Source organism: Methylorubrum pseudosasae, assembly GCF_029504475.1.
Classification (GTDB): Bacteria; Pseudomonadota; Alphaproteobacteria; order Rhizobiales; family Beijerinckiaceae; genus Methylobacterium; species Methylobacterium extorquens.
Genome location: NZ_JAQGDU010000002.1, coordinates 2,658,204 through 2,677,844, shown reverse-complemented (window position 1 = coordinate 2,677,844; position 19,641 = coordinate 2,658,204). Strand labels below are relative to the sequence as shown.

The 19,641-nt window shown below is 67.2% G+C and carries 22 protein-coding genes and 2 pseudogenes; 13 read left to right on the top strand and 11 right to left on the bottom strand.

Translation table 11 applies throughout. From position 1 onward, the window contains the following. Window positions 1–5 precede the first annotated feature (5 nt). A complete protein-coding gene (locus tag M2437_RS13485; protein ID WP_253387702.1) occupies window positions 6–254 on the bottom strand; it encodes a hypothetical protein in 249 nt (82 codons plus the stop codon). Between M2437_RS13485 and M2437_RS13480 the strand changes: the two genes are divergently transcribed. Then, window positions 253–813 (top strand): winged helix-turn-helix domain-containing protein, encoded by a 561-nt coding sequence (locus tag M2437_RS13480; RefSeq protein ID WP_253387701.1) that lies wholly within the window; start codon window positions 253–255, stop codon window positions 811–813. The genes M2437_RS13485 and M2437_RS13480 overlap by 2 nt on opposite strands. A gap of 130 nt (window positions 814–943) precedes the next feature. Here M2437_RS13480 and M2437_RS13475 read toward each other — a convergent pair whose 3' ends face one another. Continuing rightward, entirely contained in the window at window positions 944–2,245 is a 1,302-nt protein-coding gene (locus tag M2437_RS13475; protein ID WP_253387700.1) for a patatin-like phospholipase family protein, read from the bottom strand. A gap of 462 nt (window positions 2,246–2,707) precedes the next feature. Between M2437_RS13475 and M2437_RS13470 the strand changes: the two genes are divergently transcribed. From M2437_RS13470 to M2437_RS13460, 3 genes are all read left to right on the top strand, one after another. Next, on the top strand, window positions 2,708–3,757 hold the full coding sequence (locus tag M2437_RS13470) for an HpcH/HpaI aldolase/citrate lyase family protein (protein ID WP_003606527.1): 1,050 nt from the start codon (window positions 2,708–2,710) through the stop codon (window positions 3,755–3,757). A gap of 59 nt (window positions 3,758–3,816) precedes the next feature. Then, a complete protein-coding gene (gene hspQ, locus M2437_RS13465) occupies window positions 3,817–4,155 on the top strand; it encodes a heat shock protein HspQ (RefSeq protein ID WP_015857330.1) in 339 nt (112 codons plus the stop codon). A 180-nt stretch (window positions 4,156–4,335) separates the two neighbouring features. Continuing rightward, window positions 4,336–5,562, top strand: a complete 1,227-nt coding sequence (locus M2437_RS13460; RefSeq protein ID WP_253387699.1) for a GGDEF domain-containing protein — start codon at window positions 4,336–4,338, stop codon at window positions 5,560–5,562. A gap of 104 nt (window positions 5,563–5,666) precedes the next feature. Here M2437_RS13460 and M2437_RS13455 read toward each other — a convergent pair whose 3' ends face one another. Then, window positions 5,667–5,849, bottom strand: a complete 183-nt coding sequence (locus tag M2437_RS13455; RefSeq protein WP_015824096.1) for a hypothetical protein — start codon at window positions 5,847–5,849, stop codon at window positions 5,667–5,669. 283 nt (window positions 5,850–6,132) lie between these two features. On the opposite strand from M2437_RS13455, the gene M2437_RS13450 reads away from it, so the two are divergent. The 3 genes and pseudogenes from M2437_RS13450 (at window position 6,133) to M2437_RS13440 (ending at window position 12,065) form a co-directional block, all read left to right on the top strand. After that, window positions 6,133–7,341 carry an efflux RND transporter periplasmic adaptor subunit gene (locus M2437_RS13450; RefSeq protein WP_253387698.1) on the top strand — a complete coding sequence of 403 codons (1,209 nt, stop codon included), beginning with the start codon at window positions 6,133–6,135 and terminating at the stop codon, window positions 7,339–7,341. Window positions 7,342–7,351: 10 nt separating this feature from the next. Continuing rightward, window positions 7,352–10,493 (top strand): annotated as a pseudogene (locus M2437_RS13445) (efflux RND transporter permease subunit). 414 nt (window positions 10,494–10,907) lie between these two features. After that, entirely contained in the window at window positions 10,908–12,065 is a 1,158-nt protein-coding gene (locus tag M2437_RS13440; RefSeq protein WP_253387696.1) for an HD-GYP domain-containing protein, read from the top strand. Between the two features lie 54 nt (window positions 12,066–12,119). Here M2437_RS13440 and M2437_RS13435 read toward each other — a convergent pair. Further along, window positions 12,120–12,722 (bottom strand): annotated as a pseudogene (locus tag M2437_RS13435) (arginase family protein); the annotation flags it as partial. A gap of 510 nt (window positions 12,723–13,232) precedes the next feature. Here M2437_RS13435 and M2437_RS13430 point away from each other — a divergent pair. The 3 genes from M2437_RS13430 (at window position 13,233) to M2437_RS13420 (ending at window position 15,140) form a co-directional block, all read left to right on the top strand. After that, window positions 13,233–13,850: a hypothetical protein gene (locus M2437_RS13430; protein ID WP_253387695.1), complete on the top strand. Its 618-nt coding sequence runs from the start codon at window positions 13,233–13,235 to the stop codon at window positions 13,848–13,850. Continuing rightward, window positions 13,847–14,458, top strand: coding sequence for a hypothetical protein (locus tag M2437_RS13425; RefSeq protein WP_253387694.1), 612 nt, complete (start codon window positions 13,847–13,849; stop codon window positions 14,456–14,458). The genes M2437_RS13430 and M2437_RS13425 overlap by 4 nt, the downstream gene beginning before the upstream one ends. A gap of 190 nt (window positions 14,459–14,648) precedes the next feature. Further along, window positions 14,649–15,140 carry a hypothetical protein gene (locus M2437_RS13420; protein ID WP_253387693.1) on the top strand — a complete coding sequence of 164 codons (492 nt, stop codon included), beginning with the start codon at window positions 14,649–14,651 and terminating at the stop codon, window positions 15,138–15,140. A 50-nt stretch (window positions 15,141–15,190) separates the two neighbouring features. On the opposite strand, the gene M2437_RS13415 is transcribed toward M2437_RS13420, so the two are convergent. Next, window positions 15,191–15,790 carry a YlcI/YnfO family protein gene (locus M2437_RS13415; RefSeq protein WP_253387692.1) on the bottom strand — a complete coding sequence of 200 codons (600 nt, stop codon included), beginning with the start codon at window positions 15,788–15,790 and terminating at the stop codon, window positions 15,191–15,193. 70 nt (window positions 15,791–15,860) lie between these two features. On the opposite strand from M2437_RS13415, the gene M2437_RS13410 reads away from it, so the two are divergent. The 3 genes from M2437_RS13410 (at window position 15,861) to M2437_RS13400 (ending at window position 17,401) form a co-directional block, all read left to right on the top strand. Next, on the top strand, window positions 15,861–16,061 hold the full coding sequence (locus M2437_RS13410; protein WP_253387691.1) for a hypothetical protein: 201 nt from the start codon (window positions 15,861–15,863) through the stop codon (window positions 16,059–16,061). A gap of 232 nt (window positions 16,062–16,293) precedes the next feature. Then, a complete protein-coding gene (locus tag M2437_RS13405; RefSeq protein WP_253387690.1) occupies window positions 16,294–16,749 on the top strand; it encodes a hypothetical protein in 456 nt (151 codons plus the stop codon). Window positions 16,750–16,888: 139 nt separating this feature from the next. After that, the gene (locus M2437_RS13400) at window positions 16,889–17,401 is read left to right on the top strand and encodes a YcxB family protein (protein WP_253387689.1); all 513 of its coding nucleotides are present in this window, start codon (window positions 16,889–16,891) and stop codon (window positions 17,399–17,401) included. A gap of 55 nt (window positions 17,402–17,456) precedes the next feature. On the opposite strand, the gene M2437_RS13395 is transcribed toward M2437_RS13400, so the two are convergent. The 6 genes from M2437_RS13395 to M2437_RS13370 are packed head-to-tail and all read right to left on the bottom strand — an operon-like array spanning window position 17,457 to window position 19,640. Beyond that, entirely contained in the window at window positions 17,457–17,681 is a 225-nt protein-coding gene (locus tag M2437_RS13395) for a hypothetical protein (RefSeq protein WP_253387688.1), read from the bottom strand. Next, window positions 17,678–17,905: a hypothetical protein gene (locus M2437_RS13390; protein ID WP_499006794.1), complete on the bottom strand. Its 228-nt coding sequence runs from the start codon at window positions 17,903–17,905 to the stop codon at window positions 17,678–17,680. Before M2437_RS13390 ends, M2437_RS13395 begins: the two co-directional genes overlap by 4 nt. Continuing rightward, a complete protein-coding gene (locus M2437_RS13385; RefSeq protein ID WP_253387687.1) occupies window positions 17,893–18,351 on the bottom strand; it encodes a hypothetical protein in 459 nt (152 codons plus the stop codon). The genes M2437_RS13390 and M2437_RS13385 overlap by 13 nt, the downstream gene beginning before the upstream one ends. After that, the gene (locus tag M2437_RS13380) at window positions 18,348–18,785 is read right to left on the bottom strand and encodes a hypothetical protein (protein WP_253387686.1); all 438 of its coding nucleotides are present in this window, start codon (window positions 18,783–18,785) and stop codon (window positions 18,348–18,350) included. The genes M2437_RS13385 and M2437_RS13380 overlap by 4 nt, the downstream gene beginning before the upstream one ends. Next, complete coding sequence (locus tag M2437_RS13375; protein ID WP_253387685.1) at window positions 18,785–19,393, bottom strand: hypothetical protein; 609 nt, start codon at window positions 19,391–19,393, stop codon at window positions 18,785–18,787. The genes M2437_RS13380 and M2437_RS13375 overlap by 1 nt, the downstream gene beginning before the upstream one ends. Beyond that, window positions 19,359–19,640, bottom strand: a complete 282-nt coding sequence (locus M2437_RS13370) for a hypothetical protein (RefSeq protein ID WP_253387684.1) — start codon at window positions 19,638–19,640, stop codon at window positions 19,359–19,361. Before M2437_RS13370 ends, M2437_RS13375 begins: the two co-directional genes overlap by 35 nt. Window position 19,641: the final 1 nt, after the last annotated feature.

Below are 19,641 nucleotides of genomic sequence, written 5' to 3'. Positions count from 1 at the left end.
TTCCCCTAGAGAGCTGTTCCGGCCCGCTTCGAGGTCGCGCGTTGGCTCGGCGCCTCGGCGCGCGGAGTGGCGGCCCGTAAGCCGCGCTCAAACAGGCGTCCATCGCGCTGGTTCACCGTGGCCTTCCATTCCGTATTCCGATCAGGGAACACGCCGGCTGGAATAGAAAGAACTCGCATTCCCTTCCATTCCATGGCATCGGTCATTCCGAAAAATTCCCCTCGTTGGGAATGAACGGTGAGGAATGCCAGCATGGTCCTGTCGGAAGCCGAGGCTCTGGCGCGGCTGGAGGCTTTGCGTCGGCAGCGCGACGCGATCGAGCGGCAGATCGCCGATCTCCTCCTCTACCTCGATCTCGGCCGACGCCTCGGCGGCCCGGCCGCTTCCGCTCAGCCCTCGCCGGCCGCGGATGGACGAGCGGACGCCCCCATCCCCATTCCGGAACCCACGCCGCAACCGGCTCGAGCGCCGGCCGCCGCCCCGCCGGCTCCGCCCGCCGCTGCGCCCGAGAGACCTCCGGTGCCGGCCTTTGCCGTGCCGGTCGAGGGGGAGGCCGGCCTGTCGGAGACGGTGCTCGCCCGCCGCTACGGCCGGGCGGTGATCGAGGCGGTGCTGGCCGTCCTGGAGGAAGCGGGCCGCCCGATGCATGCGAGCGAGATCCTGGCGCGCATCAGCGAGCAGGGATTTTCCCTGCCGGGGCAGGACCCGGTGGCGGCGCTCAACACTCGGCTCTGGAAGCGCTCCGGCCCGGGCGGCCCGCTGAAGCGCCTGGGCGAGGCCGTCTACGCCCCGGCCGATGCGGAGGAGGGATAGAAAGAGGGATCGGCGGCGCGCCCTGAAAACACGAAGAGGCGGCCCGCGCGGAGCCGCCTCTGAACCCTGTCCGATGTCGTCTGCGGGCGCGACCGTCCCGTCCGAAGGAGCGCCGCCGATCCGCGCCGTTTCAGCGCGAGGCTGCGACGGAGCCGGTCGATTCCGTTACCGCGCGCCGGTTCAGGTCCGGGCCAAGGTCCGGCCCTTTGGCCGTGGCGGGCGGATGAGCCTGAGCGAAGGCGCTGCCGTCGCGGGCCAGGGCCTCGCCGTGGGCGAACAGCGCCTTCATGTAGGGCTGGTCGAACGGCTTCTCCGAGGTCTTGGCAAAACGCCCGTCGATGAGGGCGATCCTGAGATCCAGGCCGGTGCGCGCGGCATAGCCCTTGGTGAGCGCGAGCACCGCGCGGGTCTGCGCCTTGATCGCCGCCGACATGGTGCGGCCGAGCACCGAGAGCGTGGTGCGCGAGGCCATCTGGAATTCCGGTTCGAGCCGGTTGTTGACGACGAGGTAGACCCGGTTCGTCGGCAGGCGCAGCCGCGCCTCCCCTTCCAGGGCGGCGGCCGGCGCGAGGTAGAACGGGGCCATCGCCCCGCCGTCGTCGTGCAACTCCGCGAAGGGCTTGGCTTTGGCTCCGTCTTTCACTTCGGCGGGGATCGCCACCGGCGGGAAGACGCCGGGCACCGCCGTCGAGGCGAGCACGATCGAGCGGAACAGGGCCAGCGCCCGCGGATCACCGGTCTCGGCGTTGCGCTGGGCGATCGCGCCCATGTCCCACAGCACCGGCCGCTCGCTGTCCACCTGCGTCGTGGCGATCAGCAGACGGCGGCCCTTGGCGTGCTCGGCCGCCACCGCCTTGAGCAAGGCCGGCGTCACCGCGCGCCCGATCCGCTCCTTGAGCGGCCACGTGTCGGTGAGTGAATCCGGCGTGCCGCCGAACTCGAACACGTCGGCGGCCGAAATCTCGGTGTAGTTCTCGCGAAGGGCCGCGTCGGCCTTCTCGCCGAGCGTCGGCGCCGCGAAGGCGAAGGGGGCGATCAGCGCGCCGGTCGAGACGCCGGTGACGACGCCGAACTCGGGGCGGTCGCCGCGCTCCGACCAGCCCGCCAGCAGGCCGGCGGCAAACGCGCCGTTCTCGCCGCCGCCGGAGAGCACCAGCCAGGGATCGGAGGCGCGGGGCGCCCCGTCGATCAGGGACTGGAACGCACGCGTGTCGTCGCCCGCGATCCGCACCGAGGCCGGCAGGCCCTCGGGCTGCGCGGTCGCGGCCTGGGCGGCGGTGTAGTCCGGCCGCGCGTCGGCGGGCTTCTTCGCCGGTCCGGCCATCGCCCCCTGCGACAGCGCGAGCGCGAGCAGCACGCCGGCCAGGACCCCGCCCCCGCGTGGGCCGGACGGAAAAGTCCGCATGATCGGTTCGTTGAACAGTTTTGGCATCGACGTACGTCTCCCGACGATGTTCGACAGCCCGCCTCGGCCGGAAAACACGGGGCGCGGCGGTCCGTTCCGTCCCGACTGCCCGGCGCCGAATGCTGCGCCGGGCAAGCTTTGCCGTTTCGCTCGTCCCGCGCGCACCCTTGCCGCCTGTCCTGGCATCCGGGCGGAAGCGGCGAAAACGAGAAAGACCTTGATGAAGACTTCTGAAATCTTGGGAAGTGTCGGACGATTTGGCTCACCGCGCAATCTTCGCTTTCGGATATTCTACGGGTGGATCGCCATGCGGGAGCGGGTCCGTGCCGTGCGCGGGCGCACGATCCGCCGGATCGGGGATCGCGCGTCTCTTGGTCCGATCACAGGACCAAGGTCGGCTTTACGCCGGGGGGCGCCGTGCTCTAACGCCAAGGGCATAAGCGGAGGGCCGACGCCACGGCCCTTCGCGCAGCCGGAGACCGAGAGCCGATGAAACTGCCGCGCCGCTTCTTCCAGCCCCTCGCTGCGGGTGCGCCCGAGCCGTTCCGCGAACTGCCGATCAAGCTCGAGCGGATGATCCACTTCGTGCCGCCGCACAACGAGAAGGTCCGCGCCCGCGTGCCCGAACTCGCCAAGACGGTCGATGTGGTGCTCGGCAACCTGGAGGACGCGGTCCCCGCCGACCAGAAGGAGGCGGCGCGCAAGGGCTTCGTCGAGATGGCCCGCGCCACCGATTTCGCGGCCTCCGGCACCGGCCTGTGGACGCGCATCAATGCCCTGAACTCACCCTGGATCCTCGACGACCTGTTCACCATCGTCGCCGAGGTCGGCGCGAAGCTCGACGTGGTGATGGTGCCCAAAGTCGAGGGCCCCTGGGACATCCACTACATCGACCAGTTGCTGGCCCAGCTCGAGGCGCGCCACGGCGTGACCAAGCCGATCCTCGTCCACGCCATCCTCGAGACCGCGGAAGGCGTGGCCAACGTCGACGCCATCGCCTCCGCCTCGCCGCGCATGCACGGCATGAGCCTCGGGCCCGCCGATCTCGCGGCGTCCCGCGGCATGAAGACCACCCGCGTCGGCGGCGGTCACCCGGATTACCGCGTCCTGTCCGATCCCAAGGGCGATGCGGAGCGGGCGTCCGCCCAGCAGGACCTGTGGCACTACACCATCGCCAAGATGGTCGATGCCTGCATGGCCAACGGCATCAAGGCGTTCTACGGCCCGTTTGGCGACTTCTCCGACTCGGCCGCCTGCGAGGTGCAGTTCCGCAACGCCTTCCTGATGGGCTGCGCCGGCGCCTGGACCCTGCATCCGAGCCAGGTCGCGCTGGCCAAGACCGTGTTCGCCCCCGATCCGGCCGAGGTGAACTTCGCCTCCCGCATCGTCGAGGCGATGCCCGACGGCACCGGCGCGGTGATGATCGACGGCAAGATGCAGGACGACGCCACCTGGAAGCAGGCCAAGGTCATCGTCGATCTTGCGCGGCTCGTGGCCGAGAAGGATCCGGATCTCGCCAAGGTCTACAATCTGCCCTGATCGTCGCGAATGGTGGCCTTGCGTTGGAACGGAAGGGCCGCGAGGCCTATCTATCGGTCATGACCCAGACCAGCATGAGAACCGCCAAATTCGGCCTCGGGGCGGTGGTCCGGCATCGGATCTACCCGTTCCGGGGCGTCGTGTTCGACGTGGACCCGGAATTCGCCAACACCGAGGAATGGTGGCTCGCGATTCCGGAGGACGTCCGGCCGCGCAAGGACCAGCCCTTCTACCACCTGCTCGCCGAGAATGCGGACAGCGAGTACGTCGCCTATGTCTCCGAGCAGAACCTCGTGCCCGACACCTCCGGCGAGGCCCTGCGCCATGCCGGCATCAGTGAGGTGTTCGAGCGCAGCGCCGACGGGGCCTACCGCATGCGGGTCAGCCACGCGAACTGACCGGCCCCGAAAGCGGACATCCGGCTCTCGGTAAAAGGCGGCGTGAAAACAACAGCCTAGCGTCGTCCGGAAGGGTGTGGCTGGGGCGATGGGCCGAAACGTCAAGCCGGGGAACGCTTTGTTCAACGGCTGTTGCTATCGAAGCGCGTCACCTCACCGTTGCGCGGGTTCGAGATAGCCATGGATGTGGTCACCATGCTGGTCATGAGCCTTGCCGCGGCCGCCGCCGCTGCGGGCTTCCTGGCCGTCGAGTGGCGGATCCTGCGCAATCCCGCGCTGCTGCTGTGGAGCGCGGGCTTCGCCACGATCGTCCTCGGCTGCGCGCTCTCGCCGGTCCGCGCCGCCTCCTTCCTCGTCGGGGTCTGGTTCGCCAACGGCCTGCTCGTCGTCGCCCACCTCCTGTTCCTCTTCGGCACGGCCCGCTTCACCGGGCGCCGGATCGCACCGCTCTGGTGGGGCCTGCTGCTGGCTTGGGCCGGGCTCCTGCTCCTGCCGGCGGGGATCGACCCGACCCCGGCCTTCGCGATGACCAATTCCGGCCTCGTCGCCCTTGCCGCCCTGCGGGCCGCCCATCTCCTGCTGTCGCGGGCCGGCACGCCCTTCCCGGAGCGCACCGCCGCCTCCGACGCGCTCGGCGCCGTCTTCCTCGCCCACGGCACCTTCTACGCCGTCAAGGCGCTGCTCGTGCCCGTGCCCGGCGCCTTCGTCAGCCTCGTCGGCTTCAAGGGCGTGCTGATCCAGGTCTCGCTGTTCGAGGGCATCCTCGTCGAGATGCTGCTCGCGCTGCTGATGGCCGCCGCGGTGCGCCGCCGCCGGGAGGAAGCGATGACGGCGCTCGCCGAGCGCGATCCCCTCACCGGCGCCTTCAACCGCCGCGCCTTCGAGAGTCGCGCCGCGGAGGCGTTGCGGGACATGGCCGCCGGGCGCCAGGCCGGCGCCCTGCTGCTGCTCGACGTGGACCGGTTCAAGACGGTCAACGACAGCTTCGGCCACGCCATCGGCGACCGCATCCTCGTGGCGCTCACCGGCGTGCTGGAGGCCTGCCTGCCGCGCCACGCGATCCTGGCACGGCTCGGCGGGGACGAGTTCGTGATCCTGGTGCCCGGCCTCGACGAGGCGGCGGCATCCGTGCTCGGCGCGGCGATCCGTGACCGCATGGCCCGCGAGAGCGGCCGGGGCCTGCCCACCGGCGCCACGGTCAGCCTCGGCGCCGTCCTGTTCAGCGGCGGCCCGGCCGGGCTCGACACCCTGATGGCGCTCGCCGACACGGCGCTCTACGAGGCCAAGGCCCATGGCCGCGACCGGCTGCAGGCCCGCCGCCTGGAGCCACCGGCGGAGCGGGTCCCGGATCGATCCGGGCCGGGGGCGGCGACGCAAATGTCCGCGCAGGGTGGCTGCTGCGCCTGAGACGGGTTCCATTGGGCCGCTGTGCTGCGATGTCCGAATCGAAAGGGGCGCCCGCATGGCGGACGCCCCTGGTCGCGGATGATGTCGGGGATGCCGGACGGATCTCAGGAGATCAGGTCGAGTCTCGCCGCCTCGAAGCCCGCCGCCCGCACACTGTCGGGGAGGGCGGAGGAATCGGCATAGCCGGCCTCGCGGGCCATGGCGTCGAGGGCGGTGCGCTCGTCCTCGGCACTGCCGGTCCAAAGGATCGCGCCGCTCGTCTTCTGCCGGATCTGGAAGATGCTCAATCGTGAACCGTCCGTCGTCGTGAATCTCTTGACGGGGTAACCCGGCGCAGCCGTCCCGGTTGCACACGAACGCTCCGACGAAACCTTGAGCGAAGCGAGGAGGCGTCCGCCGCGTCTCGGGACCGACGGATCCCGGGGACGGGCCGCCGATCTCATTCGCCTGCGGCAACGCGCACAGGCTTCGACCGGGGATGGGTTTGCTACCCCATTCGCCACGAAATCGCCGGTTGCGTCGCGGAAAGCAGGCTGCGGCGCATCGGCGCGCCCCATGAGGCGATTCGCGATGCCGGCCCGTTTGCCCTTCCGTCCCGCTGCGGCGTGCCTCGCCGCCCTCCTCGTCGCGACCCCGCCGGCCCGCGCCGCCGAGACGCCGCCCGCGGCCGGGGTGCCCGATCCCGCTACGCTCCTGCCCGCGGTGAGCGTGGTCCCGGCCGAGCGCCGGGAGATCGTCGAGCGGGCGGTCGTGACCGGGACGCTGGTCCCCCGCGACGAGATCCTCGTCGCCCCCGAGGTCGAGGGCCTGCGCATCGTCGCGCTGCTCGTCGAGGAGGGCGACCGGGTCGAACGCGGCGCGGTGCTGGCGCGGCTCTCGCTGGAGATGATCGAGACTCAGGAGGCCGCCAACCTCGCAGCCACCGCGAAGGCGGAGGCGGCGATCCTCCAGGCGAAGAGCCAGATCGTCCAGGTGCAGGCGGCCCAGACCGAGGCGCGCCAAGCCCTGGAACGGGCGCAGGCGCTGGTGCGGACCGGCAACGCCACCGCCGTCACCCTGGAACAGCGGGTCTCGGCGGCGCAGGGCGCCGACGGCCGGCTCGAGGCGGCGCGAGCCGGGCTGGCGCTGGCCGAGGCGGATCTGGCCGCCGCACGGGCGCAGGGGCGCGAGATCCGCCTACGCCGGGCCCGCACCGAGATCCGCGCGCCGGAGGCCGGGATCGTCAGCCGCCGCACGGCCCGGGTCGGCGCCACCGCGAGCGCGGTCGGCGAGCCGCTGTTCCGCCTGATCGCCCGCGGCGAGATCGAGCTGGAGGGCGAGGTGCCGGAATCCGCCCTGCCGCGGCTCAAGGCCGACGCCCCGGCGCGGCTCGAATGGGAGGATGGGCGCGTGACGCCCGGCGCCGTGCGGAGGGTCTATCCCGAGGTCGATCGGGCGACGCGCCTCGGCCGGGTCCGCATCCGCCTGGACGCCGACCCGGCGCTGCATATCGGCGCCTTCGCCCGCGGCCGGGTCGAGGTGGCCCGGCGCGAGGGCGTGGCGGTGCCGCTCGCCGCCGTGCTCTACGCCGCGGACGGCTCGGCGAGCGTCCTCGCTGTTGCCGACGGCCGCGTCTCCGCCCGCCGGGTCGAGACCGGCCTCTCGGCCGAGGGCTTCACCGAACTGCGCTCCGGCATCGCGGCGGGGGAGGCGGTGGTCGCCCGCGCCGGCTCGTTCCTGCGCGACGGCGACCGGGTGCGGCCCGTCCCGCCGACGGCCCGGGCGGCCGCGGCCCGCTGAGGATCATCGCATGCGCCTCAACGTCTCGGCCTGGGCGATCCGCAAGCCGATCCCCTCCCTCGTCCTGTTCCTCGTGCTGATGGTGCTCGGCCTCGTCAGCTTCCGCGCCCTGCCGATCACCCGGTTTCCCAATATCGACATCCCGATCGTCTCGGTGACGGTCACGCAGAGCGGCGCCGCCCCGTCCGAGTTGCAGACCCAGGTCACGAAATGGGTCGAGGATTCGGTGGCCGGGGTGAAGGGGGTCAAGCACATCCTCTCGACCATCTCGGAGGGCGCCTCGATCACCACGATCGAGTTCCGCCTGGAGGTGAACCAGGACCGCGCCGTCAACGACGTGAAGGACGCGATCTCGAAGATCCGCATCAACCTGCCGCGCACCATCGACGAGCCGATCATCAGCCGCGTCGAGATCGCCGGCCTGCCGATCATGATCTACGGCGCGTCCGCCCCGGCGATGACGCCCGAAGACCTGTCGTGGTTCGTCGACGACGTGGTGGCGCGCCAGCTCCAGGGGGTGAAGGGGGTGGGCGGCGTCGAGCGCCTCGGCGGCGTGGCCCGCGAGATCCGCGTGACCCTGAAGCCCGACCGCCTGCTCGCGCTCGGCATCACCGCGGCCGACGTGAACCGGCAATTGCGCCTCACCTCCGCCGACATGGCGGGCGGGCGCGGCGAACTCGCGGGCGGCGAGCAGTCGATCCGCACGCTCGGCGCCTCGGCGAGCCTGGAGACGCTGGGGGCCACCTCCATCGTCGTGCCGGGCGGGCGCAAGGTCCGCCTCGACGAGTTAGCGAGCCTGATGGACGCGGCCGAGGAGCCGCGCACCTTCGCCCGCTTCAACGGCGAGCCGGTGGTGGGCTTTGCCATCTCCCGGGCGATGGGAGCGAGCGACGCCGAAGTCGCGGTCGCCGTGGCCAAGCGCATCGAGGATCTGCACGCCGAGAATCCGGGCGTGCGCTTCGACCTGATCGACACCAGCGTCATCAACACCATCGGCAACTACCACTCGGCGATGATGGGCCTGCTGGAGGGCGCTGCCCTGGCCGTGATCGTGGTGTTCCTGTTCCTGAGGGATTGGCGCGCCACCCTGATCGCGGCGGTGGCGCTGCCACTCTCGGTGCTGCCGACCTTCTGGGTGATGAGTGCCCTCGGCTTCTCGCTCAACGCGGTCAGCCTGCTCGCGATCACGCTGGTGACCGGCATCCTCGTCGATGACGCCATCGTCGAGATCGAGAACATCGTCCGCCACATGCGGATGGGCAAATCCGCCTACCGCGCGGCGCTCGAAGCCGCCGACGAGATCGGGCTTGCGGTCATCGCCATCACCGCGACCATCATCGCGATCTTCGCCCCCGTTTCCTTCATGCCCGGCATCGCCGGCCAGTACTTCAAGCAGTTCGGGCTCACCATCGCGGCGGCCGTGTTCGTGTCGCTGCTCGTCGCGCGCCTCATCACGCCGCTGCTGGCCGCCTACTTCCTGCGCGATCACGGCCCGGACCACGAACGCGAGGGTCTGGTGATGCGGGCCTATACCCGCCTCGTCGCGTGGTCGGTGCGGCACAAATACCTGACGCTGATCCTCGGCCTCGCCTGCTTTGCCGGCTCGATCGCCTCGACCCGGCTGCTGCCCGCGGGCTTCATCCCGGCGGAGGACGCGGCGCGCACGATGTTCGTGGTCGAACTGCCCCCCGGTGCCCGGCTCGACGACACCCAGCGCCTCTCCGACGGCCTCGTCGAGACCCTCCGCCGGATGCCCGAGGTCCGCTCCGTCTTCGTCGATGGCGGGCGCCAGTTGCCCGGCAAGAAGGAGGTGCGGCTGGCGAGCCTCACCGTGAACCTCACCCCGAAGAGCGACCGCGCCCTGACCCAGAAGCAGGTCGATCTCAAGATCTCGAGCGTCCTGCGTCAGGTCCCCGACATCCGCTTCTGGTCGCTGCAGGAGGGCGGGCAGCGGGAATTCGCGCTGATCGTCTCGGGCCCCGACAAGGCCGTGGTCGCTGATGTGGCCGCCCGCCTCCAGCGCGAGGCCGCGGGCGTGCCCCACCTCGTCAACGTGATCTCGACCGCGCCGCTGGACCGCACCGAGATCCGCATCACCCCGAAACCGGGCGTCGCCGCCGATCTCGGCGTCTCGACCGACGTCATCGCCGAGACGGTGCGGGTGGGCACCATCGGCGACATCGCCGCCAACCTCGCCAAGTTCAACGCCAAGGACCGGCAGGTCCCGATCCGGGTGATGCTGCCCGAGCGGCTGCGCGGGCAATTGCCCGAGATCGCCAGCCTGAAGGTGCCGGTGAAGGCCGGCGCGGCGGTGCCGCTCGCCACCGTGGCCGACCTGACGCTGGGGCGCGGCCCCACCGCCATCGACCGCTACGACCGCACCGTGCGCGTCGCCGTCGAGGGCGATCTCCAGGGCTCGGACGCGCTCGGCTCGATCATCGAGCAGGTGATGGCCCTGCCCGCCGCCACGAACCTGCCCGAGGGCGTCACCATCCGCCAGACCGGCGGACGCCGAGGTGATGGGCGAGGTGTTCGAGGGCTTCGCGCTGGCCATGGGCGCCGGGCTGATGATGGTGTTCGGCGTCCTCGTGCTGCTGTTCGGCAACTTCCTCCAGCCGCTCACCATCCTGTTCTCGCTGCCGCTCTCCATCGGCGGGGCGATCCTGGGGCTGCTCGTCTTCCACATGCCGATCTCGATGCCGGTGGTGATCGGCATCCTGATGCTGATGGGCGTAGTGACGAAGAACGCGATCATGCTGGTCGATTTCGCCATCGAGGAGATGGCCCGCGGCGTCGATCGCGTCACCGCCATCGTCGATGCCGGGCGCAAGCGGGCGCGCCCCATCGTGATGACCACCATCGCCATGGCCGCCGGCATGGTGCCGTCGGCCCTCGCGCTCGGGATCGGCGGCGAGTTCCGCGCACCGATGGCGGTAGCGGTGATCGGCGGGCTGATCGTCTCGACGGGCCTATCGCTCGTCTTCGTGCCGGCGATCTTCCTCCTCGTCGACGATCTGTCGCGGCTGTTCGTGCGCCTGTTCGGCCGCTTCGTCGGCGGGGCGGACGAGCCGGAGGAAGAGGACGACGCGTATCGCCCAGGTCCGCCCGCCAACGCCGCCGGTCTCGGCCGCGGAGGGGTGGCCGCCGAATGATCCGGGCTCCGCGCGACGAATGGGGGCATCAGGGTGCCGAAGTCGCGCGGCCGAGGCGTCTGTCACGAAACACCCGCCACGCCGCCTCCGGAAGGACAACGGACCCGTGACCGGGGCCGGGGATCACGCCGAGAACCCGAGCAACCTTAAGTAGCGACCTCATGGCGCGGGCCTGACGACCCTTGTGCTCGGGCTCGGCACGCGTCCTGCAAGCGTGATTCCCTGACCCGCCACCGAAATCGCTGCGGAGTGAACGGAGGCTCGGCGGCATCGCCCCGGTGGCGAAGCATGGCACCGTGCGAATACGTCAGGGTTGTACCATCAAGATGGTGCGAAGCATTTCTCAACGCTTTTGATGTAAGCGGCCAAGATACGCTTCGAGTCCGCCACTGGCCTCGCGGCCACGGATGACCGATGCAGGAACCTCGGGACCGACACGAGCGTCAGGGAGTGCAACGCGAGGACGTCGTCGTCCTCGTCTCGGACCGCCGCGAGCGGGCGGAGCGCCTTGCCCGCGGCATCGCCCTGGTTCTGCCCTGCCGGGTCGTCGAGCCCGGTGCGGCCCTGCCCGCCGACCGGCCGATCGCCTTCGTCGTCGATCTCGCCACCGATCTCGCGGCCGATCGGGGAAGTGCCTGGATCATGTGGCTCGCCGAGCGCATTCGCGAGAGCGGGCTGCCGTGTCTCTATCTCGCCCGCGGCAATGCCGTCCAAGACACGGCGGCCGTGCGTCTGCTCGGCACGCCGACGGTGATCGATCCGCGCCAGTCCGCCGGCATCGTCCCGACGCTCATCCGCCTCGTCGCGGAAGGAAAGGCGAGGGGAGGCTCATCCGACAAGGCGCGGAAACCGGGCGGCGTAAGCCCCGAACTGCGGGTGGAGCGGGCCACCACCCTCGTCACCCGCCTGTTCGACAAGGCGGCGACCGGCCGGCCCCCGAGCCCCGAGGAGGCCGAGGAAGGCACGCGGATCGTGCTCGACACGGTCTCCGAGGTCGGCATCCGCACCTGGCTCGACCTCGTCTGGCGCCACGACATCCAGGTCTACCAGCACTCCTTGAGCGTCGCGGGCTTCGCGGCCGCCTTCGCCGCCGAACTCGGCTTCTCCCGGGGCGACCGGCAGCGGCTCGCCAAGGCCGCGCTGTTGCACGATGTCGGCAAGGCGCTGATCCCCCATGCCATCCTCAGCAAGCCGGGCCCCCTCACGCCCGACGAGATGAGGGTGATGCGCACGCATGCCGCGCTCGGCGCCGACCTGCTGGCCCAGGAGGGCGCTTTCGAGCCCGAAATCCTCGACGTGGTGCGCTACCACCACGAGCGCCTCGACGGGTCCGGCTATCCCGAAGGCCTGAAGGGCGCGCGGATCAGCGATCTCGTGCGGCTCGTGGCGATCTGCGACGTCCACTCGGCCCTGACCGAGCGCCGGGTCTACCGCCCGCCGCTGCCCGCCGCCGAGGCCGCCGCGATCATGCAGGCCCAGGCCGGCCAGCTCGATCCCGACCTGCTCAGGGTCTACCGCCCGATCATCTTCCGCGCCGGCGACGCCGCGGGCGGACCGTCCGTGCGGAGCTGATCCCGGGATTCCGAACGGCATCCCTCCAAACCAGGGTCCCGTCTTTCAAGCCGGTCAGTGCCGTGCGGCGACCCGCTCGGCCAGCAGGCACAGGATCTCGAAGGCGATGCCGGCACCCGCCAGCGCCGTGATGCCGGCGGAATCGAGCGGAGGGGCGACCTCCACCACATCCGCCCCGACGAGATCGAGGCCGCGCAGGGCCCGCAGCAGGTGCAGCGCCTCGCGGGTGGTGAAGCCGCCGATCTCCGGCGTGCCGGTGCCGGGGGCGAAGGCGGGATCGAGGGCATCGATGTCGAAGCTGAGATAGGTCGGGCCGTCGCCGGTCACGGCGCGGGCTTCCGCGGCCACCTCCGGCAGGCCGCGGGCGCAGACCTCCTCCATCGTGAGGATGCGCATGCCCTGCGCCAGGGCCCAGTCGCGCTCGTCGGCCGCATCCATGCTGCCGCGGATGCCGATCTGGATGCAGCGCCGCGGGTCGAGCACCCCGTCCTCGACCGCGCGCCGGAACGGCGTGCCGTGGGTGAGCCGCGCCCCGCCATACTGGGTGTCATCGGTGTCGCTGTGGGCGTCGATATGGATCAGCCCGAGCGGCCGGGCGGCCCCGAGCGCCCGCAGCACCGGATAGGTGATGAAATGGTCGCCGCCGACCGTGAGCGGTCACATTCAATAATTTCAATGAGTTAGAGGTCGTCAATTTCCATTGTTCGGCACCATTGTTCGGCAGTCGAAAGTCATCGCCGCTCCCATCCGAGTAACGCCCAGGGGAGGGCGGTGGCGGACAACCGCATAGACGATGCGTAGTCTTTTAAGGCCGGTACGTTTTTCGTTCGACCAAAATCACGATGAGTGGTCCGCGCAGTAACCGTGCGCCGGAAGCTGGTTTGCCTCCCCCCTGGAATCCTGCCATCCTCGCACGCGAGTTTGCCGCCCATGGTGGGCGCGCAGCGATTCGTTTTGGATGGGGGATGGCCGCGACCGACCGATAGGCAGCAGACGCGCAAAAGCCGCCCAACCCCGGCAAGGGTTGAACGGCTCTTTCACCGAAGTTGCGGTGATGCGGTATCGAATGGAGTATTCGCACCCCCATTCATATCGATTTCACCGAGTCCGTCAACCTCTGACGGGTCTCTAGTCGTGCCTTCGCGGCGTCCCGAATGGGGATGACCGATGGTTCAAGATTTGATTGCGGCGCTCGCCGCGCACGCTCTCCCGCCCGACCTGTTCGCCGCGGTCACGTCGGCGTTGGTGCTCGGCGATCAGGCGCTGAGACAGGTCAATCGCACCCGCGAGATGGCGGCGGAGCGCCAGCGCCGGAAGCGCGCAGCGGACGCCGAAGCCCGTCACGTTACGTCACGTGACGTAACGCTGGCAGAGAGGTCCCCCCACACCCCCCTAAGAGATATAAAACAAAATCAAAAAAAAGGGGGAGAAGCCCTCCCTCTGCCGATCGATTGGTCTCCGATCGGAGGCGATCTGGCCTACGCCGAAGCGGCGGGTCTCGATGTCGAGCGGACGGCCACCGACTTCACCCGGTTCTGGCAGGGCGAGGCTGAGGCGGGGCACGATCGGGCTTGGCGGGAGGATTGGTCCGAGGCGTGGCGCTTCCACTGTGACCGGTTCGGACGCCACACACGTCCGGTGACGCTGCGCGTAGAGCGGGCATCCCAGGCCCCGCAGCGGCCGTTCGAGCCCCGGCGCGCCCCGCCTGTCAACCATCGCTCCCGGCAGGCTATCGAGGCGCTTCGCGCCCTCGGTGCCGACTTCGGAATGGGGATCGCCGCATGACCGTCCCCATGCTGCGCCAGACAGGCGCTCCCTCGATCGCGTCGCCCGAAATCGATGACCTGCTCCGCCGGTTCGCCCCCAAGGTCGAGGCCGACCCCGGCGACTTTCGGCGCGGGGTGATCGCGGCGGAGTTCGCCCCATCTCCCGCCGAACGATCCGCCCTGGATGCGCGGCACGCTGAGTTGGTTCGCTCGCTCGACGGCCACGATGCTCAGGCGCGGGCGCACGTCACGATGATGCGCAACGCTTTCCGATCCTACGGGGAGACGGCAGAGGATGCCGAACTCAACCTGATGACGTGGATGCTGGTCGTCGGGGACCAACCGGTCTGGGCGATCCGAGAGACGGTGCGGCGCTTCATTCGCGCAGGGGTACGAGGGGCGGACGACCGGCGCGGCCCCACTCCGGCGGAGTTCTCGCGGGTGTTGAGTACGATCACCGCCCCCGTCCATCGAGAAATCCGCAGCCTCGAAACAGTTCTGCGCGCGAGGGTCGAAGCGCCAATCGATCCGGCCGCCCAGGCGCGCGCACGGGCGAAGGCGGCCGAATTGATTTCCGGGATCGTTGCGGCGCGAGTGGTGGGACGGCCGGAGCCCGCAACCGTGTGATCCCCGCGCACAGCGAGATTCGGCGCTGACGGCGATGATGCGACACAGCGCGACCAGTCTTCCGCCGGCCATGAACAGATGAGTGGTCGCGGAATTAACGATATCCGCAGCGTTATCCCCAGATTCGCGGATGCTGTAGTTGACGAATCCTGAACGAGGGCGCAGCTTTACGGTTAGAGGAGTTTGGGTGATGTCGATCGATACGAGTGCTGAGCCGAAGCCAATCATAGCCTCGATGGAAGCCGAGTGGGTCGCCGCACGCAGTGCCGATTGGGTTCCGGCGCGCGATGATTTTCTCCTACTGTGGCGGCTGTACGTGCCTCAGGACCACATAATCGAAGGAAATCGACCCCATACCCCGGACGGGCTTTCCAAGTGGCTCAAGGAATTCGAGCATGAAGGCTATGCCCTCGACCTTGGGGGCTCCGCTGCAACTTTCGCTACGCTCGGTGGTGGCGAAAGTCATCCGATCCGCAAAGAGTTTCTACAAGACGTTTTGGCGATGACGCGGGCCAAGTTTTGCTTGTTCTACCTGTTCAAAATTTATCCGAACTTGGAAGAAATTCTGAGGCCAGCGTTGGATCGACTGCTCACCACGCAGAAATCCTTCTGGCATCTGGCGGAAAGCTATTACTCTGATGACCCGAAGCTTGGTCCGTTAACGCTGCAAGCCGCAGCCTGAGCCTCCCCCACCCAACGATCCCGCTCACCCTTGGGCGGGATCGATCTGTTTCAGGCGTCGGACGAAGAATCCTTCGGGAGCTTCCAGCGCAGGCTGAACAACATCGCCTCAGCGTTGTTCGGGATTTCGAGCCAGAACCGGCATCGATCGGTCCCACCCTTCCCTTCGACTTGATACCATTCCTTGATGAAGGATGCGCTGGGGATGTTCTCGACCGCCCAGGCCATGAATCCTTGCTCTTCGAACCGTTGCGCGATCGACGGCGTGAAGCCGAGCAACTCATTCCAAAACGAGTCCCCGTCGTCCGATGCGATTGGGATCGGAGCCGACTCGAACGGCTCTGTTCTCTCCCATTCCTCCCGCTCCCAATCGACCGGGTAAGATGCCTGCTCAAGCTTGAGGCGGAAGGGCTTGGCGCTCGGCTCAGCAGGTGGCTCGACGGCGGGCTTCTTACGCTCGCGGCGATCTAACTCCCGCTCGACGGCGACGCGGATGAAGTCGGAGCGCTTCTCCTTCCCCTCCAATGCGGCATCGATCCGCGCGAGCGTGCCATCGGCGAACCGAGCAGGCGTCTGCTCATGATTGATCTGCTTGCGTCCCACCCGGCGGGGTGTGGCGGATATCCCCAACGCGGTCAATTCGCCCTCCAAAGTGATATCTCCTATTGACGGGGATAAGTGATATCACCTAATTAGATGATATCAACTTCGGAGTGCGCAAATGCCCCCACCTTCCGGCCGCAGCGCCGGTATCTCCCCCCTCCTCATCATCCTCATCGGCGTCGGTCTCGGCTGGCTCACCGAGGGGTACATCCCAACGAGCTTCCTCGTCGGTGTCACCCTCACCGCCTTCCTCGCCGCTTATTTGTTCGGTCTCGCGAGGAAGCGGGACGCCGAAGAGCGGAACGACCGCGATGAGTGATCTCATCCGGCTCGCCGCCTACCTCGCGCCGATGGTGTTCATCATCGGCATCCTTCATCTCTTCGGCCGCGCGTTGAGGAGCAAGTAATGCTCGAACTCATCTTCCTCGCAGCGGTCGCGCTGACCGTCGCCGCACTGTCAAAGACCGGTCTATTTCTCGACTAAGACCGCTACCCTCAAGATTCTCCTACAATCTTCTTTTCGGAGCATGAAACAAGTGCATTATTCACTCATGTCCGTAGCATCGCTTGAGGCGATGTTCTTCGACGTATCGTGGGCCGAGCGCGTCGTCGCCCTCGAACTCCGGGCGCGCAATCGCGGCAAGCGCTTCACGTGGATGGAGCGGCCCTCGATCTCCCCGCTGATGTTCGCCGTCTGTCAGGCGGCGGCGGACGATCTGGCGGAGATCGTTGGCGCGGATTCAGCCCTCTGCGGCCGGGCTCTCGACGCGAGCCAAATCCTGAGCGAGGGCATGTTCGCCCCGATGGCGTCAGCCTTGGAAAACAATTCGACCGAGGCGCTCAAGGGCGCGTTCCGCACGATCCTGGAAGAAGAATGGGCTTGGGCCGATCTCGATGAGGCGTGGCGTCTACGGTGCCGGGATATCCTCGTGGGGTTGTACGTCTGTGTCGCGATCCTGCACATCCACAAGCCGCGAGCGACGACCGGGACGGTGATCGCTGCCTGACCCAATCGCCGGAATTGTTTTGCGAAGCGCCGCTCCGAAGGGGGCGGCGTTTTGCGTTCAGCTTGGCCGATCCTTTCACAATCGGAAGGTGCAGGCTATGCTCGTTGACGCGAGGGATTCGGTTCGAGCAAGGGTGCAAATGACGACCTACCAGACCTCTTATGAGCCAACGCTCAATGACGCGCTGGCTTGCAGCCGTCTCTATTTTCGTCACAGTACGTTCTCGAAAAAGTCTCTACTAATCTATTCCGCCGTAATCGCCGCCGTTGTGATTTTCAACGTCACCTCGAACGATCCCGAAACATTTCAGCAGGCAATTGTCGGTGCAGCTTCTTCCTTTGTATTTGGAGCAGTTGTTGCGCTCGTCGTAGCTTTTTCAATCGGTTATGTGTTCCTGCCAATCCAAACGCGAATGATCTGGAAGCGTCATGCGCATCTTCATCATCCTGTCGATGTTGAATGGAACAGCAGTCAAATCACATTCGAGAATAAGCAAGGCCGCATGATGCATGATTGGCGGAACTACAAGCAAATAATCGAAGATAAGGGTGTACTGCTTTTGGTGCAGAGTAAGTATTGCATGCACTATATCCCAAAGCGGGCTCTGACGGAGGAGCAGCGTCGGGATATTCTCTCCAAGCAGGCAGCTTGATCCAGCCAAAAAACTGTTTGGTTAAACGCCGCTCCGAAAGGGCGGCGTTTTGCGTTCACCCCCAGCGTAGCTTGATCGCGACCAGATCGTGCGGCTCGATCGCCGCCTGATGCCCCCAGCGGGTGCGCTGTACGATCGCGTAACCCTGGCGATCAATCCACTCGGCCCATTCGCGTGCCGGCACCCACCCGCGGAGGAGTAGCGTGTTGCGGGAGCCGACGACGCCAAAGCTCGTTCGATCCTCAGGGCAGGCGGGACATTCGAACCACCCCAGGATCATCGTGGCGTCACCTTCACGGTGACCCGTAAGATGTAATCCTTTGGTAGGATTCCGTTCTCCGCAGCCAAAAGCTTCTCGAAGGCTTGTACGGCGAGCCCGGCGATCTCTTTCCGGCCACTACGGCCCGAATGGATCGCGGCGGACTTTGACGCCTTGATCGTCTCAGGGCAGTCGGCCCCGTCGATGAACGCGAACAGGCGGGGAGGCGTCTTCACCGGAACCACCCCCGTACGCGATCCAGCACCCGGCGCAGCAACGATCTGGGGACGGTCGTCGCATACACCTCATTGGGGTTGCTCCAAGGGTGCGTGAACACGGTCACCGAGAGTGCGGTGCGCGCATCGGTCCAGGCGGTCTCGGCGCGCTTGTACGCCTCGAACTCCGCGATCTGCGACGCAGGGGGCGAGGCGTAGGCAATCCTGACCGCCGGGGCGACGGCGGTGGGAACGGTCACCGTCATCCAACCATCGATCTCCGGCCACCCAACCTCGATCTGCCGGATTCCCAGCAGTCCCAGGCCGTGGGCGACTTCGATCATCGCGCCGCCCATCAAATCGGCAAAGGCCGGTGTATGGGAGAGCGTGCGGGGGCCGGGTCGATAACCGTGGCGGGTCAAATCGATGTAGACGGTCACCCGATCGCCCACCGAATTGTTTGCCGGGACGCTCATGGGGTGGCCCCTTTCCCGCTGGTGGTCGATGAGAGCAACGACGTGAGAAGAGGTGTTGCGGTAGGAGTCAAATAGGACTGCCCAGAGAGAATTTGAGCCTCGAAATCGGCCCTCAAGTCTCGAACAGACTCCTCAAGATACTTGATCGGGTTCAACCACCGATCCAAACACTTCTCGATTTCTCGTTCTGGTACGGTTGCGAACCTGTATCGCATCATGCCAGCAGCGGAATTTGTCATCGTGAGGCGATACCAACCCTGCGGAATCCAATCTTCCTCGGTTGGCCGTTCTACGTCGATGCCCTGAAAGCCGATGTACTTTCCGATTTCGAGGATGGCGTCTGCCATCGAAGATGGATTGATCGCGAGGCAATCAAAGTACAAGGTGACCCGATCGTCAGAAGCGGCTACGGTCTCGATGTTGTTCTCACTCATCACATCTGCCCCTTGCCGCGGGCTTCCGCCGCACGCTCGGCCGCGAGACCAGCCTCATGGAGCTTGGCGGCTCGGTCGAGCCCTTCGTTGTAGGCGCGTGATGCCTCGGCCCATGTCGGGGACAAAGCAGGGGAAGGGCGACCGAAGTCACGTTCAGCGTCGCGGCACGTGGCGGCAACCTCACCCGTCCAGGGCTCACCCCGGCCAAGCCACGCGGCAGCGGCGGCATTACCCACCAGAGAGAGCGTCGGCGGCGCGGCTACGGCAGGATTCACCGGCCCCGCAACGGGTGCGCCCAGGTCAGGGCACGCCGCAAGCTCAGCCGCCAACCGGGTGATGTCGGCGACGATCGCGCGCTTCCGGCTCTCCAAATCGTGGAGAGCATCCGCGCTCAGCGATGCGCTCGCGGTGTGGGTGGTCTCCGGCTGAGCGGCGTCGATCGAAAACAGTTCGCCAAAAATCTTCTTAAACACTTCAAAATCCTCCAATGATATACAGCCCAAATTATACCGGGTCAGCGTTGTATTAATCAAATTGATTGTCGAGAAATATTCGACTAAAACGTTCGGCCGATTATCCGAAACGGAGCTTAAACGCGAAGGCGTCATCCTCATTGGCGAACCGCACCGTGTAATTCTGGACCATCGATCCGTTCTCGGTGACGTTCTTTTCGAGCCAGCGATGCACTTCGGGGAGGATCAAGTAGTCGCCGAAGGGTTCGCTCCATACGAGCGCATGATTGCACGTCGTCATGTCGATGACGTGCGGATACTTTGCCTCCCATAGTGCGCGGATTTTCGCTTGAACGCTCGCATTGCGGAGGAGGTGTTGTTTGATCTGGGCGGTTGTTGCCATG

Excerpts from the sequence above, each read along its gene's own strand:
- M2437_RS13480 (WP_253387701.1), top strand. The coding sequence starts at position 253 with ATGGTCCTGTCGGAAGCCGAGGCTCTGGCGCGGCTGGAGGCTTTGCGT.
- M2437_RS13440 (WP_253387696.1), top strand. The coding sequence starts at position 10,908 with ATGCAGGAACCTCGGGACCGACACGAGCGTCAGGGAGTGCAACGCGAG.
- M2437_RS13410 (WP_253387691.1), top strand. The coding sequence starts at position 15,861 with ATGCCCCCACCTTCCGGCCGCAGCGCCGGTATCTCCCCCCTCCTCATC.
- M2437_RS13430 (WP_253387695.1), top strand. The coding sequence starts at position 13,233 with ATGGTTCAAGATTTGATTGCGGCGCTCGCCGCGCACGCTCTCCCGCCC.
- M2437_RS13380 (WP_253387686.1), bottom strand. The coding sequence starts at position 18,785 with ATGAGTGAGAACAACATCGAGACCGTAGCCGCTTCTGACGATCGGGTC.
- M2437_RS13450 (WP_253387698.1), top strand. The coding sequence starts at position 6,133 with ATGCCGGCCCGTTTGCCCTTCCGTCCCGCTGCGGCGTGCCTCGCCGCC.
- M2437_RS13395 (WP_253387688.1), bottom strand. The coding sequence starts at position 17,681 with ATGATCCTGGGGTGGTTCGAATGTCCCGCCTGCCCTGAGGATCGAACG.
- M2437_RS13475 (WP_253387700.1), bottom strand. The coding sequence starts at position 2,245 with ATGCCAAAACTGTTCAACGAACCGATCATGCGGACTTTTCCGTCCGGC.
- M2437_RS13375 (WP_253387685.1), bottom strand. The coding sequence starts at position 19,393 with ATGACGCCTTCGCGTTTAAGCTCCGTTTCGGATAATCGGCCGAACGTT.
- M2437_RS13370 (WP_253387684.1), bottom strand. The coding sequence starts at position 19,640 with ATGGCAACAACCGCCCAGATCAAACAACACCTCCTCCGCAATGCGAGC.
- M2437_RS13460 (WP_253387699.1), top strand. The coding sequence starts at position 4,336 with ATGGATGTGGTCACCATGCTGGTCATGAGCCTTGCCGCGGCCGCCGCC.
- M2437_RS13425 (WP_253387694.1), top strand. The coding sequence starts at position 13,847 with ATGACCGTCCCCATGCTGCGCCAGACAGGCGCTCCCTCGATCGCGTCG.
- M2437_RS13420 (WP_253387693.1), top strand. The coding sequence starts at position 14,649 with ATGTCGATCGATACGAGTGCTGAGCCGAAGCCAATCATAGCCTCGATG.
- M2437_RS13485 (WP_253387702.1), bottom strand. The coding sequence starts at position 254 with ATGCTGGCATTCCTCACCGTTCATTCCCAACGAGGGGAATTTTTCGGA.
- hspQ (WP_015857330.1), top strand. The coding sequence starts at position 3,817 with ATGACCCAGACCAGCATGAGAACCGCCAAATTCGGCCTCGGGGCGGTG.
- M2437_RS13470 (WP_003606527.1), top strand. The coding sequence starts at position 2,708 with ATGAAACTGCCGCGCCGCTTCTTCCAGCCCCTCGCTGCGGGTGCGCCC.
- M2437_RS13405 (WP_253387690.1), top strand. The coding sequence starts at position 16,294 with ATGTCCGTAGCATCGCTTGAGGCGATGTTCTTCGACGTATCGTGGGCC.
- M2437_RS13385 (WP_253387687.1), bottom strand. The coding sequence starts at position 18,351 with ATGAGCGTCCCGGCAAACAATTCGGTGGGCGATCGGGTGACCGTCTAC.
- M2437_RS13400 (WP_253387689.1), top strand. The coding sequence starts at position 16,889 with ATGACGACCTACCAGACCTCTTATGAGCCAACGCTCAATGACGCGCTG.